We start from the raw sequence: 14119 nt of genomic DNA, 5'->3' as shown, positions 1-14119 counted from the left end.
ATGCCAAGAAGTGGAAAAATATCAAAAAGAAAATTTGTTGGGGATGCAGTGTATGGAAACGTTGACATTCAGAGGTTTATAAACAAAGTGATGTATGATGGAAAGAAGAGTTTGGCCGAAAAGTTAGTTTATTCTTCGCTTAAGGCTGTGGAAGATAAGCTTAAGAAAGACGGCATTGAAATTTTTAAAACTGTTTTACATAATTTGTCTCCTTTGATGGAAGTGAAATCTCGTCGTGTAGGAGGGGCAACATATCAAGTCCCGATTGAGGTAACTTCTGAAAGAGGCAAAGCCTTGGCGATGCAATGGTTAAGAGATGCCGCTCGTGAGAGGGCAGGAAAAGGGATGGTTGAAAAGTTGACTTTAGAATTATTAGATTCTTTTAATGGGGTGGGGGTTGCAATGAAGAAAAAAGAAGATATGCATAAGACTGCTGAATCTAATAAAGCTTTTGCACATTTTAGATGGTAGGAGAGAAAAATGGCGGAGAGAGAAAAAAACTTATCTAAATATAGAAACATAGGATTTGCGGCACATATTGACGCAGGAAAGACAACTACTACCGAAAGAGTGTTATTTTATTCAGGTAAAATACATAAAATAGGAAACGTTGATGAGGGGAATACTACGACTGACTGGATGGAACAAGAAAAAGAGCGTGGTATAACAATTACATCTGCGGCTATTACTACTTTTTGGAAAGATTATAGAATAAATATTATTGATACTCCCGGTCACGTTGATTTTACCGTTGAGGTTGAACGGTCAATGAGAGTTTTGGATGGAGTTGTTGTTGTTTTTTGTGCTGTTGGAGGTGTTCAGCCTCAATCTGAGACAGTTTGGAGGCAGGCGACTAAATATAAAGTTCCTAGGATCGCTTTTATAAACAAGATGGATCGTACGGGTGCCGATTTTTATAGGGTTTATCAACAAATTAATGATCGTTTGTTAGTTAAAGGAGTACCTATTCAAATTCCTATTGGCGCAGAAGATAACTTTCAGGGAGTGATAGACTTAGTAACGATGAAGGCTATTATTTATGAAGATGATATAGGAATTAAATTTAGAGAGACGGATATCCCTACAGATCTTGCTGATAAGGCAAAGAAATTTAGGGAGAAAATGCTTGAAAGTGTTGCAGAGACAGATGATTCTCTTCTTGAAAAATATCTGAATGGAACTGAATTATCTGTAGAGGAAATTAAGTCAGCTTTAAGAAAAGCTACAATTTCAGCTTCAATCGTTCCAATAACTTGTGGAAGTGCTTTTAAAAATAGAGGAGTTCAACCTTTATTGGATGTTATAATTGATTGTCTTCCGGCTCCTTCGGATGTTCTTCCAGTTAAGGGGATAAATCCTAAAACAGGGGAAGAAGAAGAACGTGCTCCTAATGATGAAGAGCCGTTTGCTGGACTTGCTTTTAAAATTATGGCTGATCCTTTTGTAGGAAGACTTACTTTTTTCCGTGTTTATTCTGGAGTTTTAAAGTCCGGATCATATATTTTAAATGCATCTAAAGGGAGAAGAGAAAGAATTGGACGTATACTTCAGATGCATTCAAATAAAAGAGAAGACATAGAGGAAGTGGGGGCTGGAGATATTGCTGCTGCGGTTGGGTTAAAAGATACAGGGACAGGCGATACTCTTTGCGATGAGGATAAGCAGATAATTTTAGAATCTATAGTATTCCCGGAACCGGTTATATTTGTTGCAATTGAGCCTAAAACAAAAGCTGATCAAGAAAAACTTAGTCTTTCTCTTGCAAGGTTGGCAGAAGAAGATCCAACTTTTAGGATTAGAACAGACCAGGAGACTGGACAAACTATTATTTCTGGTATGGGAGAATTGCATTTAGAAATTATTGTTGACAGACTTCTTAGGGAATTTAAAGTTGAGGCAAATGTTGGAAAACCTCAAGTTGCTTACAAAGAGACAATAAGAGGTAATGCAGAAGTGGAAGGCAAATTTATTCGTCAGACTGGTGGACGTGGTCAATATGGACACGTTTGGATAAAAGTTGAGCCTATGGAGGCTGGAAAAGGGTTTGAATTTGTTAATGATATTGTGGGTGGATCTATTCCCAGAGAGTATGTTCCTGCGGTAGAGAATGGGATAAGAGAGGCCATGACTACTGGGGTTATTGCGGGATATCCCGTAATTGATCTTAGAGCTATTCTTTTTGATGGATCATATCATGATGTAGATTCTTCGGAAATTGCATTTAAAATAGCAGGATCAATGGCTTTAAAAGATGCGGTGAGAAAGAGTAAGCCTGTTATTTTGGAACCAACGATGAAAATTGAAGTGACTGTTCCAGAACAGTATATGGGAGATGTTATTGGCGATTTAAGTAGTAGGAGAGGAAAAGTTGAAGGGATGGAAATGAATGCTGGGCTGCAAATTATTAAGGCAAAAGCTCCTCTGGCAAACATGTTTGGTTATGCAACTGATTTGCGAAGTCGTACGCAAGGCAGGGGTACTTATAGTATGGAATTCTCTCATTACGAGGAAGTTCCTAAAAATATAGCAGAGGGGATAATTGCTCAAGTTTCTGGAGCAACAAAGGCATAGGGAAGGTAAATTTATGGCAAAAAGACAAAGAATTAGAATAAAATTAAAGAGTTATGATCACAGGCTACTGGATGAATCGGCCAAAAAGATTGTTGAAACTGCTAAGAGGGCAAAAGCTGCTGTATCAGGCCCTATACCTTTGCCGACAAAAAAGGAAATCTATTGTGTGTTAAGGTCTCCTCACGTAGATAAAAAATCTCGTGAGCATTTTGAAATCCGCACTCATAAAAGATTAATAGATATTTTAGACCCTCCAAAAGATACAGTTGATGCTTTAATGCAACTTGATCTTCCTTCGGGGGTAGATGTGGAGATAAAATTGAAATGAGTACAAAAGGACTATTGGCTAAAAAAATAGGAATGACACAAATTTTTAATGACAGAGGTGATGTTGTTGGTGTTACTGTCCTTGAAGCTGCGAATTGTCGTGTTGTTGGTATTAGAACAAAAGTCAAAGATGGGTATAATGCAATTCAATTAGGTTTTATGCTTGCTAAAAAGCTTAATAAGCCGCTTACTGGATTTTTAAAAGAAAATAAGCTTAAACATATAGTGGAATTTTCTATTGAAAATGTTGATGAATATAAGATAGGGCAAGAGATAAAAGTAGATGTTTTTAATATTGGAGATATGGTTAACATAGCTGGAATTGGTATAGGGAAGGGTTTTGCTGGAACGACAAAAAGATGGCATCATCATCGAGGGCCTATGACCCATGGCAGTAAATCTCACAGGCTGACAGGGTCTATTGGCGCAGGGACTACACCTGGCAGAGTGTATAAAGGACTTAATATGCCTGGACATATGGGAGCAAAAAGAGTTACGAACAGAAAAGTTAAAATAGTTAGCGTTGATACGGAGAAGAATCTTTTATTGGTTAAAGGGTCTGTTCCTGGTCCCAAAGGAAATATTGTGGAGATTGTAAAAATATGAAATTAAAGATTTTTGATTTAAAAGGAAAAAGTCTCGGAGATATGGAAGCTGATTCTAATCTTTTTGGCGTTAAAGAAAATGTAGAGGTTGTCCATTCTACTTTAAGATGGCTTCTAAACTCAAAACGTTCAGGAACACATTCTACTTTAACAAGGGCTGAAGTTCGAGGTGGAGGGGTTAAACCTTGGAAACAAAAAGGGACAGGTAGAGCAAGGGCAGGATCAATTAGATCTCCTCTTTGGCGGCATGGTGGGGTAATTTTTGGGCCAAAGCCTAGAGATTATAGTTTTCATCTTCCTAGAAAGATTAGAAAACTTGCTTTAAGAGTTGTTCTTTCTGATAAGGCCAGAGGAGATAAGCTTAAAATTGTTAAAGATTTTAACATAGATCAGCCAAAGACAAAATTAGTTAAAGATATTTTGGATAGTTTTAATTTGTCAGAAAAGAAAGTTGTTGTTGTTGTTGATAAAATTTCAAAAGAATTAAGCTTAGGATCGAGGAATTTAAGAAATATTAAAGTTTTAAGTTGTGAAAATTTAAATGTTTTTGATTTATTAAATGCGGATATTTTGCTTATGACAGAATCTGCAGTTAATAAACTTAGGGAGATGTTTTAGATGAATCCACATCAAATAATACTTGAGCCGATTATAACGGAAAAAGCTTTGAATGCTAGAACGAACAATGTTTATGTTTTTAAAATTCATCCTAAAGCAACCAAGGTTGATGTGAAATCTGCAATTAGTAAGTTGTTCAGAGTGTTGCCGTTATCTGTTAAGACTGTTAAGATTGGAGGAAAAAGAAGGATTGTAGGTTCTAAGGTGGGCCGTACTGCATCTTATAAAAAGGCTTATGTTCTTCTTCCTGAAGGCAAAAAAATAGAGGAGCTTGAAGTGGCATGACATTACAACAGAAAAGACCAACATCTCCAGGCACAAGATTTCAAATAGTTGATAACTATGATGATATTACAAAGTTTTCGCCGGAAAAATCGCTTTGTGTAAAATTAGCAAAGAAATCAGGAAGGGGTTTTAAAGGACGAATTTCATCTCGCCATCGTGGGGGTGGAGCAAAGAGGATTTATCGTTTAATAGATTTTAAGCGCAATAAAGAGAATATTTCGGCTGTTGTTATGGGGATAGAATATGATCCAAACAGAAATGTGAGAATAGCGTTGGTAGAATACAAAGACAAAGAAAAAAGATATATTCTTGCACCCTTAGGCTTAAAAGTTGGAGACAATGTTGAATCGGGAAGTGAAGCTGAGGTTAAAGTTGGGAACTCTTTGCCTCTTAAAAATATTCCTGTTGGTTCAGTTATACATAATGTTGAGTTAAAACCTGGCAGAGGTGGGCAATTTGCTCGCTCGGCTGGGGCTCAAATTAACCTTCTTGCAAAAGAGGGCGATTATGCAATTTTAAGATTGCCATCTGGGGAACAACGGATGGTGCATATTACTTGCAAAGCGACTATAGGCCAGCTTGGTAATATTGATCATAAAAATATATCTAGGGGTAAAGCAGGGAAAACCAGACATATGGGTCGCCGTCCTTATGTTAGAGGCGCAGCCATGAATCCCTGTGACCATCCTCACGGAGGAGGAGAGGGTCGGGCTGGTATCGGACGTAGTGGGCCACTTAGTAAATGGGGTAAAAAGACTTTAGGTTATAAGACTAGACGTGGAAAAAGAGTTTCCGATAGGTTTATTTTACGAAGGAGGAAAGGATGAGTCGTTCACGTAAAAAAGGGCCTTTTGTAGATGATCATTTAATGAGAAAGGTTCAAAAATCGATTGATTCTGGAGATAAAAAAGTTATAAAGACTTGGTCCAGGCGTTCTACGGTTATTCCTGAAATGATAGGGCTTACTATTGCCGTGCATAATGGAATTAAACACATACCGGTTTATATAACTGAGTCTATGATCGGGCATAAATTAGGCGAATTTGCTCATACAAGGGTGTTTAGGGGACATACAGCGCCTACTAAACAGACGGCGGCATTAACATGATGGCTAAAGCACAATTTAAATGGATTAGGGTTTCACCTTTAAAATTCAGGCGTATTATGAAACTTTTGCGCGGAAAAAATATTACTGAAGCTCTTGCCGCCTTGAAATTTATGCCTCATAAGTCTGCAAAGATTATTTATAAGCTTATTGAGTCTGCAGCTGCAAATGCTGTTAATAATTATAAAATGCAGAAAGATAATCTTATTATAGAAAAAATAGTTGCTGATGGTGCGGGGATGTTAAAAAGATTTCGTCCTCGTGCGAGAGGCAGGGCGTTTCCTATTAAGAAGCGTCTTAGTCATATTACAGTTTATGTGTCCAATAAGGAGGAAGAATAGTGGGACAGAAGACACATCCAAAAGGTTTTAGATTAGGTGTTATTGAAGAATGGGATTCTATCTGGTATGCAAACAAGGCAGACTATGCTAAGTTGTTTACAGAAGATAGGGTCATAAGAAAGTTTTTGAAAAACCATCTTTATAAGGCTGGGATATCAAAAATAAAAATATCTCGCAGGGCAAACCAGGTTGGGATTGATGTATATTCTGCGAAACCGGGACTTATTATTGGAAGAGGGGGAAAAGGTGTTTCCCTTATAAGAGATGAAGTTGTAAAATTGATAGGAAAGCCCGTGCAACTTAATATTCATGAAGATCCAAATCCGGAGACATCATCTCAACTTGTTTCTGAAAATATAGCTGCTCAACTTGAGAAACGCGTTGCTTATAGACGTGCTATGAAACAAGCTGTGACTCGTGTACTTAGGGCAAAAGCTAAAGGAATTAAAGTTAAATTGGGTGGGCGTTTGGGGGGATCTGAAATTGCCAGAAAGGAATGGTATAGGGTGGGAAGAGTTCCTCTACATACTTTAAGGGCAAGAATTGATTATGGGTTTTGTGAAGCTATGACAATATACGGGAAAATAGGGGTAAAAGTCTGGATTTATAAGGGAGATGTTTTACCTCAAAAGAAAGAAGTAAAAGAGGAGTTAAAAGCAAACGATGTTACAGCCAGGGAAAACTAAATTTAGAAAAAGTCAGAGAGGAAGATTGCGGGGAGAGGCTGCAAAAGGAAATACTTTGAAATTTGGAGAGTTTGGAATACAGGCTTCAGAGACAGGGTATTTGACTGTTAATCAGATTGAATCTGCAAGAAAAGCTTTATCGCATTTTTTGCAAAGAAATGGAAAAATATGGGTCAGAGTATTGGCTGATAAGCCTTTTTGTTCCAGGCCTGCTGAGACTCGTATGGGGGGAGGAAAAGGCGCGCCTGAAAAATTTATTGCGGGAATAAAGAAAGGTCATGTTTTATTTGAAATGGCTGGAATTGGAGAGGTTGATGCAATGGAGGGAGTTAGACTTGCCGCGTTTAAACTTCCTTTAAAAGTTAGGATGGTGAAGGTCAGATGAATATAGCCGAACTCAGAGAAAAAACAAAAGAAGAATTAATAAAAGAGTATCAGACTTTGGCGATTGAATTTAAAAACTTTCGTTTTGCTAAAGCCAAAGGAGAGGATAAAAATCCTCTTCAGCGCAGATTTGTTAGAAGGGATATAGCAAGGGTTTTAACTATTATGAGAGAAAAAGGTTGGAAATAATATATGGATAGAAAAATGCGTAAGATAAAAGAGGGAGTAGTTATAAAAGAGGGGGCAGAGAAGACTGTTGTTGTGCAGGTTGAGAGTGTTTTTTCCCACAAAAAATATGGGAAAGTCGTAAAAACATATAAAAAATTTCTTGTTCATGATGATAAAAAAGAGGCGACTATTGGTGATTTGGTTGAAATTATGGAGACTAGGCCGATATCAAAACGTAAATTTTATAGAATTGTGAGAATTTTGGGAAAAGTAAAATTAAAGATTAGAGAATTGCCAAAGAAAAAAGAAAAAACGAAGGAAAAGGAAGAGAAAGAAAATGATTCAATCAGGGACTAGATTAAAAGTTGCTGACAATAGTGGGGCCCGTAAAATCTTGTGTATTAGGGTTGTTGGATCTAGTGGACGCAGATATGCCGGATTGGGAGATATTATTGTTGGTGTTGTTAAAGATGCCACTCCCAATATGCAGGTTAAGGATGCGCAGATTGTTTATGCCGTTATTATTAGACTGAGGAAAAAGGTTAGACGTAAGGATGGCTCTTGGATCTCTTTTGATGATAATGCTGTTGTTATAATTAACAAGGCGGACAGTAATCCTATAGGCTCACGTGTCTTTGGCCCTGTTTCTAGAGAATTAAGAGAAAAGAATTTTATGAAAATAATTTCTTTAGCTCCGGAGGTTGTTTAATAATGTATCGAGTAAAAGTTAAAAATAAAAAATTAAAAATCAAGAAAGATGACAAAGTGTTGATTCTTGCCGGCAAAGATAAAGGAAAAAAAGGAAAAGTTTTAAGGCTACTTACAAAATCAAACAGGGCTATTGTTGAAGGTATAAATATTGTTAAGAAACACCAAAAGCCTACACGTAATTTTCAGGGAGGAATTATAGAAAAACCTGGTTCGATTGATATGAGTAATCTTATGGTTGTATGTTCAAAGTGTAATGAACCATCTCGTCTTGGAAAAGACAAAGAGGGCTTACGAATCTGTAAAAAATGTGAAGCAATAATTGATAAAAGTTAAGGAATAATAAATATATGAAGAATTTAAAAGAAAAATATTCAACTGAAGTAGTAAAGAAATTGAAAGATGAGTTTGGCTATAAAAATATATTAGAAATTCCCCATGTGGTGAAGGTTGTTTTGTCTGAGGGAGTGAAAGAAGGGCCACAAAATCCAAAGTCTGTTGACATTGCTGCTGCTGAAATGTCGGAAATTGGGGGACAGCACGCGGTTATTAAAAAAGCAAAAAAAAGCATTGCCAATTTTAAGCTTAAGGCTCGTGATCCTATAGGATGTATGTTGACCCTTCGCGGAGAGAAGATGTATCTGTTTTTGAATAAACTCATAAATATAAGTTTGCCAAAGGTTAGAGATTTTAAAGGATTGCCTGAAGATTCTTTTGACGGGAGAGGGAATTATTCTTTTGGTATTAGAGAGCAATTGATTTTTCCGGAAGTGGATTATGATAAGGTTGATAAAGTTCGAGGAATGAATATAGTTATTGTAACTTCTGCCAAGACCGATAAAGAGGCTAAATCTTTATTAAAAGGGCTTGGTATTCCTTTTAAGGAGAAATAATATGGCGAAAAAATGTTGGCTGGAAAGAGCAAAGCGGGGGCCTAAATTTGCTGTGCGTATTCGCAACCGATGTTCTGTTTGCGGTAGAGCGAGAGCCTATATACGTAAATTTGGAATTTGTAGGATTTGTTTTAGAGCTGCGGCACATAAGGGTGAGTTACCGGGTGTAGTAAAATCAAGTTGGTGAGGAGAAAAAAATGAGAGAACCTGTTTCTGAATTTATAACAAGTGTAAAGAATGCTATCTTAAGAAAGAAGAATATAATTGATATTCCTTTTTCAAAATTTAAAGATAAGATTTGTAAGGTGTTGATTGATGAGGGGTTTTTGGGCGGAAGTGAAGTATTAAGCCGGGGAGGGAAAAAAATACTTCGTGTAACATTGAAATATGCTTCTAATAAATATGGAAAAATGTCTAAGTCTGTGATTTCTGAGATTAAACAGGTTAGTAGGCCGGGAAGAAGGTATTATGTTGGAGTTGGTAAAATACCGAGGGTTCAGTCGGGATTTGGTATTTCTCTTGTTTCTACTTCTCACGGAGTTATGGCTGGTGAGGAGGCAAGAAAAAAGAGACTTGGCGGAGAGGTTTTGCTTTTTGTATATTAGTCTTTTATAGGAGGAGAAATGTCTAGAGTAGGAAAAGCGCCTGTAAAAATTATTAAAGGTGTTAATATTGAGATAAAAGAAAATGAAGTAATCGTTAGTGGAACTAAAGGGACTTTGAAGGTTCAAATTCCGGATACTCTTGAAGTAAAAATTGAAGGAGATGTTTTGACTGTATCTAAGAAAAAAGAGACTAAAAGAATCAGATCGTTGAATGGATTTTTAAGGGCATATATTGCTAATATGGTAAAGGGTGTTTCAGAAGGGTTTGAAAAGGATTTAGAGATAAGCGGCGTTGGATATCGTGCTTCGTTGCAAGGAAAGAAACTTGTTCTTTCGATGGGATATTCTCATCCGGTTGAGATGGATCCTCCCGATGGAATATCTTTTAAGGTGGAAGGGCAGAACAAGGTAAAAGTCTTAGGATTTGACAAGCATCTTGTCGGTCAGATTGCTGCAAATATAAGGGCTGTGAGAGAAGTCGAACCTTATAAAGCAAAAGGGATTAAATATGAAGGTGAAATTGTTAGGCGTAAGGTTGGTAAAGCTGCAAAAGTTGGAGCTGGAGCATAATTATGAAAAGTATTAATAAGAGAAAAAAAATTTTTGGCAATGTTGAACGTCCGCGATTGAATGTATATAAAAGTTTAAAGCATATACATGCGCAAATAATCGATGATGATTCTCAAAAAACAATAGTTGGTTTATCAACACAAATTGTGAAAAAGGGAAACAAAATGGAAAGATCGGTTGTATTGGGAAAAGAAATTGCAAAAAGAGCAAAAGAAGAAGGCGTGACAAAAGTAGTTTTTGATAGAGGAAAGTTTAAATATCATGGGCGTATAAAAGCTTTTGCAGATGCTGCTCGTGAGGGGGGGCTGAATTTTTAATGGTTAGAGAAAGAAATTTTAATGAACCAAAGGAATTTGAGGAAAGAGTTGTTCAAGTTAGAAGGGTTACTAAGGTCGTAAAAGGCGGAAAAAGGATGGGTTTTCGTGTTTTGGCTATAGTTGGAGATAAAAAAGGAAGAGTTGGCGTAGGATTAGGCAAAGCATCTGAAGTCTCCTCTGCTATTCGCAAAGCTGTGGAAGCGGCAAAAAAATCTTTAGTGACGATTGAATTGATTGGTGGAACTATTGCTCATGAGATTTCTGGAAAACTTGGAGCAAGTTTTGTTCTTTTAAAACCAGCTCCTTCAGGGAAAGGAGTTATTGCTGGTGGATCCGTCAGGGTTATTTTAGAATTAGCTGGGGTGCGTGATGTTGTAGGTAAATCTATAGGTTCTAGTAATGCTGTTAATACTGCCAGGGCTACTATTGATGCTTTGTCAAATTTAAAAATACAGTCGGAATTTGAGATTCTTAGAGGCAAAAAGATAGATGTGAGGTATGTTCAAAATGTTTGATTTAAAATCGTTAAAACCTAAACCCAAAAAGAAGGCAAAAAGAGTTGGAAGGGGAACTAGTTCTGGGCATGGAAAGACTTCTGGCCGAGGACATAAGGGACAAAAGAGCAGATCGGGAGGAACAAAAGGGGTCTATTTTGAAGGAGGCCAAACTCCTTTTTATAGAAGGTTGCCTAAGAAGAGAGGATTTAAAAATTATCCTTTTCGAACTGTTTATGCGCCTGTAAATATTGTTGCTCTTAACAGATTTAATTCCGATGTTGGTATTAGCCAATTTGAAGCAGCCTCTTTAATTAAAAATGGGGATAAAGTGAAAATTCTTGGAGTTGGTACTTTGGATAAGCCTCTTAATGTTACTGCTCATGCTTTTAGTAAAAAAGCTAAAGAGATTATAGAAAAAGCAGGTGGAAAAGCAATTAAATGTTAGATACTTTAAAATCACTTTTTAATATTGTTGATTTAAGAAAGAAGTTTATATTTACTGCTTTTATGGTATTGGTTTTTAGGCTAGGGTCTCATATTCCTGTTGCGGGCGTTGATTCTGAAAAATTAACTGCTCTTTTTGGGCAAGGGAATCTTTTAGGGTTTTTGGATCTTTTTACTGGTGGAGCTTTGATGAGGTTTTCTGTTTTTGCTATGGGAATTGTTCCTTATATTAATGCTTCAATCATAATGCAACTTCTGACTATTGTTATTCCTCAACTGGAAGAGCTTTCAAAAGAAGGAGAAGCAGGCAGAAAGCAGATATCTCAATATACTCGTTATCTGACAGTAATCTTAGCTGTACTTCAATCAACAGGGATGGCTTTTTGGTTGAGAGGCGTTTTGCATGAAGGGGTTAATTTCCCTTTATTTCTTTTAGGGACGGTAGTCTCTTTAACTGCCGGAGCTATAATTGTTATGTGGCTTGGAGAACTTATTACTGAACGTGGGATTGGGAACGGGGCGTCGATGATTATTTTTGTTGGAATTGTGGCCAGGATCCCTTCTTATATTGCTCAGACAGTAACGCTTGTAAAAGGTGGCGCCAGTTTAATAGGCGTTGCTATTTTGATCTCTTTTTTGATTTTTATGGTTATGGCTATTGTTTTTATTCAAGAGGGGCAGCGTAAAATTCCTGTCCAGTATGCAAAAAGGGTTGTAGGACGAAAAATGTATGGAGGGGGAAATACTTTTATTCCGATGAAGGTGAATCAGGGAGGAGTTATTCCAATCATTTTTGCTTCATCGGTATTGCTTTTTCCAGCGACTCTAGCTCAGTTTATGCCATTTCCTTTTATGCAGAAAATATCTAGTTGGTTGTCTCCAAGTGGAAATTTATATCTTTGGCTTTATTTTATTTTGATTTTTTTCTTTACTTATTTTTATACTGCAATAAGTTTTAATCCTAAGGATTTGGCTGAGAACATGAAGAAATATGGCGGGTTTGTGCCTGGAATTAGACCTGGGCAGCCTACCGCTCAGTATCTTGAGTATGTTGTTTCTCGCTTAACCCTTATAGGCGCATTATTCTTGGGATTGGTTGCAATAATTCCAAATTCAGTCGAAAGTTTGACTCGTATAACAAGTTTTCAAGGTTTAGGTTCTACGGCTCTCCTTATAGTTGTTGGGGTTGCCATGGATCTTGTTCGCCAGATAGAGACACATCTTGTAACTAGGCAATATGAAGGGTTGATAGCGTGATTTATATATTTTTAGGTCCACCGGGCAGCGGTAAAGGGACTCAAGCTAAAAAATTAGCTGAAAAATTAGGAATTCCTCATGTTGCAGTTGGGGATATGTTAAGAGAAGCTGTTCGCAATGAGACTGAGATTGGAAAAGAGATAAAATCTTTTATGGAATCAGGAAAACTTGTTCCTGACAACATAACAATAAAGCTTACTCAAGAGAGGCTGCAAAAAGATGACTCGAAGAGTGGTTTGATATTGGATGGATTTCCTCGATCTTTGAAACAGGCCGAAGCCTTGGAGGATATTTTAAAAGAAAGGGATTTTAAAGTTATATATTTTTCTGCTCCAATTGAATCTATTATTGAAAGAAATTCAGGAAGATTAAGCTGTAAATGTGGAGCTGTTTTTCATATAAAGTACAATCCTCCTAAAAATGATGGGATATGTGACAAATGTGGATCTCAGCTTTATCAGAGAGAAGATGATAGAGCTGAGATTATAAAAAAGAGATATAATGTTTATGAAGAATCTACAAAACCTTTGGTTGAGCTTTATGAAAATAAGAAAAAAATAATAAAGATCGATGCTAGAGGCGCTATTGACGATATCTTTTCTGGTTTGGTTGAGGCGTTAGGTGCATGATATTCATAAAGACTCCTGAAGACATAGAGAAAATTCGGGAGGCTTGTAAGATAGTTGAAAAAATTTTATTGAACATTGAAAAAGAAATAAAAACAGGAATTACAACTAAAAAATTAGATACTATAGCTGAAGAGCTGATAGTTAGTTTAGGAGGTTCTCCTGCTTTTAAGGGATATAGAGGTTTTAGGCACGCAACTTGTATATCAATTAACTCTGAAGTTGTTCATGGATTGCCTTCAGATGTGGAATTAATGGATGGGGATATTGTTAGCTTTGATGTAGGAGCGATTTATAAAGGTTTTTATGGGGATGCAGCGAGGACGTTTCCTGTCGGTAAAATTTCTGCTCATGCGAAAAAGCTTCTAGCTGCTGCGAAAGAGGCCTTAAAAAAGGCTATTCTCCAGGCTAGGGCCGGTAATAATTTAGGGGATATTTCTTACGCAATAGAAAAGGTTGCAACAGATGCTGGTTTTTCTGTTGTAAAAGATTTATTTGGACATGGGATTGGACGTAGTTTACATGAAGATCCCTTAATACCTAATTTTGGTGTGAGGGGGACTGGAGTAAAGCTTAAGAAAGGTATGGTTTTGGCTATTGAGCCGATGTTAAATATTGGCGCTAGCCAAGTGGAGACGTTAGATGACGGATGGACTGTAGTTACGGCTGATAGAACTTTATCAGCTCATTTTGAGGATACAATCTTAATAACTGAAAATGAGCCAGAGATTTTAACTAGAGGTAAATATAATGGGAAATAAGGATGTTATTGAATTGGAGGGTGAAGTTGTTGAAGCTTTACCCAATGCTTTGTTTAGAGTAAAAGTTGAGACAGGGCAAATAGTATTAGCGCATGTTTCTGGTAAGATAAGAAAAAATTTTATTCGTATTTTACCCGGGGATAAAGTTAAAATCGAGCTTTCTCCCTATGATTTAACAAGAGGTAGAATTACATATAGAGCGAGGTAAGAAATATGAAGGTTAGGGCATCAGTAAAAAAAATGTGTGTGAAATGTAAAATTATTCGTCGCAAAGGCGTGGTACGGGTTATTTGTGAAAATCCAAAACACAAACAAAGACAGGGATGAGGATTGATTAATAGTATTTTGTAA

At 36.9% G+C, this 14119-nt stretch carries 27 protein-coding genes; all 27 read left to right on the top strand.

The features are described 5' to 3' along the window. The 27 genes from A2290_04005 to A2290_03875 are packed head-to-tail and all read left to right on the top strand — an operon-like array spanning nucleotide 1 to nucleotide 14095. Nucleotides 1–471 carry a 30S ribosomal protein S7 gene (locus tag A2290_04005; GenBank protein ID OGC15535.1) on the top strand — a complete coding sequence of 157 codons (471 nt, stop codon included), beginning with the start codon at nucleotides 1–3 and terminating at the stop codon, nucleotides 469–471. A 9-nt stretch (nucleotides 472–480) separates the two neighbouring features. After that, complete coding sequence (locus A2290_04000) at nucleotides 481–2571, top strand: translation elongation factor G (protein ID OGC15534.1); 2091 nt, start codon at nucleotides 481–483, stop codon at nucleotides 2569–2571. A 13-nt stretch (nucleotides 2572–2584) separates the two neighbouring features. Then, complete coding sequence (locus A2290_03995) at nucleotides 2585–2899, top strand: 30S ribosomal protein S10 (protein OGC15533.1); 315 nt, start codon at nucleotides 2585–2587, stop codon at nucleotides 2897–2899. Then, nucleotides 2896–3504, top strand: a complete 609-nt coding sequence (locus tag A2290_03990) for a 50S ribosomal protein L3 (protein OGC15532.1) — start codon at nucleotides 2896–2898, stop codon at nucleotides 3502–3504. The genes A2290_03995 and A2290_03990 overlap by 4 nt, the downstream gene beginning before the upstream one ends. Continuing rightward, on the top strand, nucleotides 3501–4121 hold the full coding sequence (locus A2290_03985; GenBank protein ID OGC15531.1) for a 50S ribosomal protein L4: 621 nt from the start codon (nucleotides 3501–3503) through the stop codon (nucleotides 4119–4121). Before A2290_03990 ends, A2290_03985 begins: the two co-directional genes overlap by 4 nt. Further along, a complete protein-coding gene (locus A2290_03980) occupies nucleotides 4122–4406 on the top strand; it encodes a 50S ribosomal protein L23 (GenBank protein ID OGC15530.1) in 285 nt (94 codons plus the stop codon). Then, on the top strand, nucleotides 4403–5233 hold the full coding sequence (locus tag A2290_03975) for a 50S ribosomal protein L2 (GenBank protein ID OGC15529.1): 831 nt from the start codon (nucleotides 4403–4405) through the stop codon (nucleotides 5231–5233). Before A2290_03980 ends, A2290_03975 begins: the two co-directional genes overlap by 4 nt. After that, nucleotides 5230–5514 (top strand): 30S ribosomal protein S19, encoded by a 285-nt coding sequence (locus tag A2290_03970; GenBank protein OGC15528.1) that lies wholly within the window; start codon nucleotides 5230–5232, stop codon nucleotides 5512–5514. Before A2290_03975 ends, A2290_03970 begins: the two co-directional genes overlap by 4 nt. Then, complete coding sequence (locus tag A2290_03965; GenBank protein OGC15527.1) at nucleotides 5511–5852, top strand: 50S ribosomal protein L22; 342 nt, start codon at nucleotides 5511–5513, stop codon at nucleotides 5850–5852. The genes A2290_03970 and A2290_03965 overlap by 4 nt, the downstream gene beginning before the upstream one ends. Then, complete coding sequence (locus A2290_03960) at nucleotides 5852–6538, top strand: 30S ribosomal protein S3 (GenBank protein ID OGC15526.1); 687 nt, start codon at nucleotides 5852–5854, stop codon at nucleotides 6536–6538. The genes A2290_03965 and A2290_03960 overlap by 1 nt, the downstream gene beginning before the upstream one ends. Then, the gene (locus A2290_03955) at nucleotides 6516–6923 is read left to right on the top strand and encodes a 50S ribosomal protein L16 (protein ID OGC15525.1); all 408 of its coding nucleotides are present in this window, start codon (nucleotides 6516–6518) and stop codon (nucleotides 6921–6923) included. The genes A2290_03960 and A2290_03955 overlap by 23 nt, the downstream gene beginning before the upstream one ends. Next, nucleotides 6920–7111 carry a 50S ribosomal protein L29 gene (locus A2290_03950; protein OGC15524.1) on the top strand — a complete coding sequence of 64 codons (192 nt, stop codon included), beginning with the start codon at nucleotides 6920–6922 and terminating at the stop codon, nucleotides 7109–7111. The genes A2290_03955 and A2290_03950 overlap by 4 nt, the downstream gene beginning before the upstream one ends. Nucleotides 7112–7126: 15 nt before the next feature. Next, entirely contained in the window at nucleotides 7127–7447 is a 321-nt protein-coding gene (locus tag A2290_03945) for a 30S ribosomal protein S17 (GenBank protein ID OGC15551.1), read from the top strand. Continuing rightward, the gene (locus tag A2290_03940; GenBank protein ID OGC15523.1) at nucleotides 7428–7799 is read left to right on the top strand and encodes a 50S ribosomal protein L14; all 372 of its coding nucleotides are present in this window, start codon (nucleotides 7428–7430) and stop codon (nucleotides 7797–7799) included. Before A2290_03945 ends, A2290_03940 begins: the two co-directional genes overlap by 20 nt. A gap of 2 nt (nucleotides 7800–7801) precedes the next feature. After that, nucleotides 7802–8134: a 50S ribosomal protein L24 gene (locus tag A2290_03935; GenBank protein ID OGC15522.1), complete on the top strand. Its 333-nt coding sequence runs from the start codon at nucleotides 7802–7804 to the stop codon at nucleotides 8132–8134. A 14-nt stretch (nucleotides 8135–8148) separates the two neighbouring features. After that, entirely contained in the window at nucleotides 8149–8691 is a 543-nt protein-coding gene (locus A2290_03930; protein ID OGC15521.1) for a 50S ribosomal protein L5, read from the top strand. Between the two features lies 1 nt (nucleotide 8692). Continuing rightward, on the top strand, nucleotides 8693–8878 hold the full coding sequence (locus A2290_03925; GenBank protein ID OGC15520.1) for a 30S ribosomal protein S14 type Z: 186 nt from the start codon (nucleotides 8693–8695) through the stop codon (nucleotides 8876–8878). Between the two features lie 10 nt (nucleotides 8879–8888). Continuing rightward, complete coding sequence (locus A2290_03920) at nucleotides 8889–9296, top strand: 30S ribosomal protein S8 (protein ID OGC15519.1); 408 nt, start codon at nucleotides 8889–8891, stop codon at nucleotides 9294–9296. A gap of 18 nt (nucleotides 9297–9314) precedes the next feature. Continuing rightward, nucleotides 9315–9866 (top strand): 50S ribosomal protein L6, encoded by a 552-nt coding sequence (locus A2290_03915; GenBank protein OGC15518.1) that lies wholly within the window; start codon nucleotides 9315–9317, stop codon nucleotides 9864–9866. Between the two features lie 2 nt (nucleotides 9867–9868). Then, the gene (locus A2290_03910) at nucleotides 9869–10183 is read left to right on the top strand and encodes a 50S ribosomal protein L18 (protein ID OGC15517.1); all 315 of its coding nucleotides are present in this window, start codon (nucleotides 9869–9871) and stop codon (nucleotides 10181–10183) included. Continuing rightward, nucleotides 10183–10698 (top strand): 30S ribosomal protein S5, encoded by a 516-nt coding sequence (locus tag A2290_03905; GenBank protein ID OGC15516.1) that lies wholly within the window; start codon nucleotides 10183–10185, stop codon nucleotides 10696–10698. The genes A2290_03910 and A2290_03905 overlap by 1 nt, the downstream gene beginning before the upstream one ends. Beyond that, a complete protein-coding gene (locus A2290_03900; GenBank protein OGC15515.1) occupies nucleotides 10691–11125 on the top strand; it encodes a 50S ribosomal protein L15 in 435 nt (144 codons plus the stop codon). The genes A2290_03905 and A2290_03900 overlap by 8 nt, the downstream gene beginning before the upstream one ends. Beyond that, entirely contained in the window at nucleotides 11119–12381 is a 1263-nt protein-coding gene (locus A2290_03895; protein ID OGC15514.1) for a preprotein translocase subunit SecY, read from the top strand. Before A2290_03900 ends, A2290_03895 begins: the two co-directional genes overlap by 7 nt. After that, entirely contained in the window at nucleotides 12378–13010 is a 633-nt protein-coding gene (locus A2290_03890) for an adenylate kinase (GenBank protein OGC15513.1), read from the top strand. Before A2290_03895 ends, A2290_03890 begins: the two co-directional genes overlap by 4 nt. After that, a complete protein-coding gene (locus A2290_03885) occupies nucleotides 13007–13768 on the top strand; it encodes a type I methionyl aminopeptidase (GenBank protein OGC15512.1) in 762 nt (253 codons plus the stop codon). The genes A2290_03890 and A2290_03885 overlap by 4 nt, the downstream gene beginning before the upstream one ends. Next, on the top strand, nucleotides 13758–13976 hold the full coding sequence (locus A2290_03880; GenBank protein ID OGC15511.1) for a translation initiation factor IF-1: 219 nt from the start codon (nucleotides 13758–13760) through the stop codon (nucleotides 13974–13976). Before A2290_03885 ends, A2290_03880 begins: the two co-directional genes overlap by 11 nt. A 5-nt stretch (nucleotides 13977–13981) precedes the next feature. Continuing rightward, the gene (locus A2290_03875; protein OGC15510.1) at nucleotides 13982–14095 is read left to right on the top strand and encodes a 50S ribosomal protein L36; all 114 of its coding nucleotides are present in this window, start codon (nucleotides 13982–13984) and stop codon (nucleotides 14093–14095) included. The last annotated feature ends 24 nt before the right edge of the window (nucleotides 14096–14119 follow it).

This window comes from candidate division WOR-1 bacterium RIFOXYB2_FULL_36_35 (assembly GCA_001771505.1).
Taxonomy (GTDB): Bacteria; Margulisbacteria; WOR-1; order XYC2-FULL-46-14; family XYC2-FULL-37-10; genus XYB2-FULL-36-35.
This window is presented reverse-complemented; position numbering and strand designations above follow the sequence as displayed.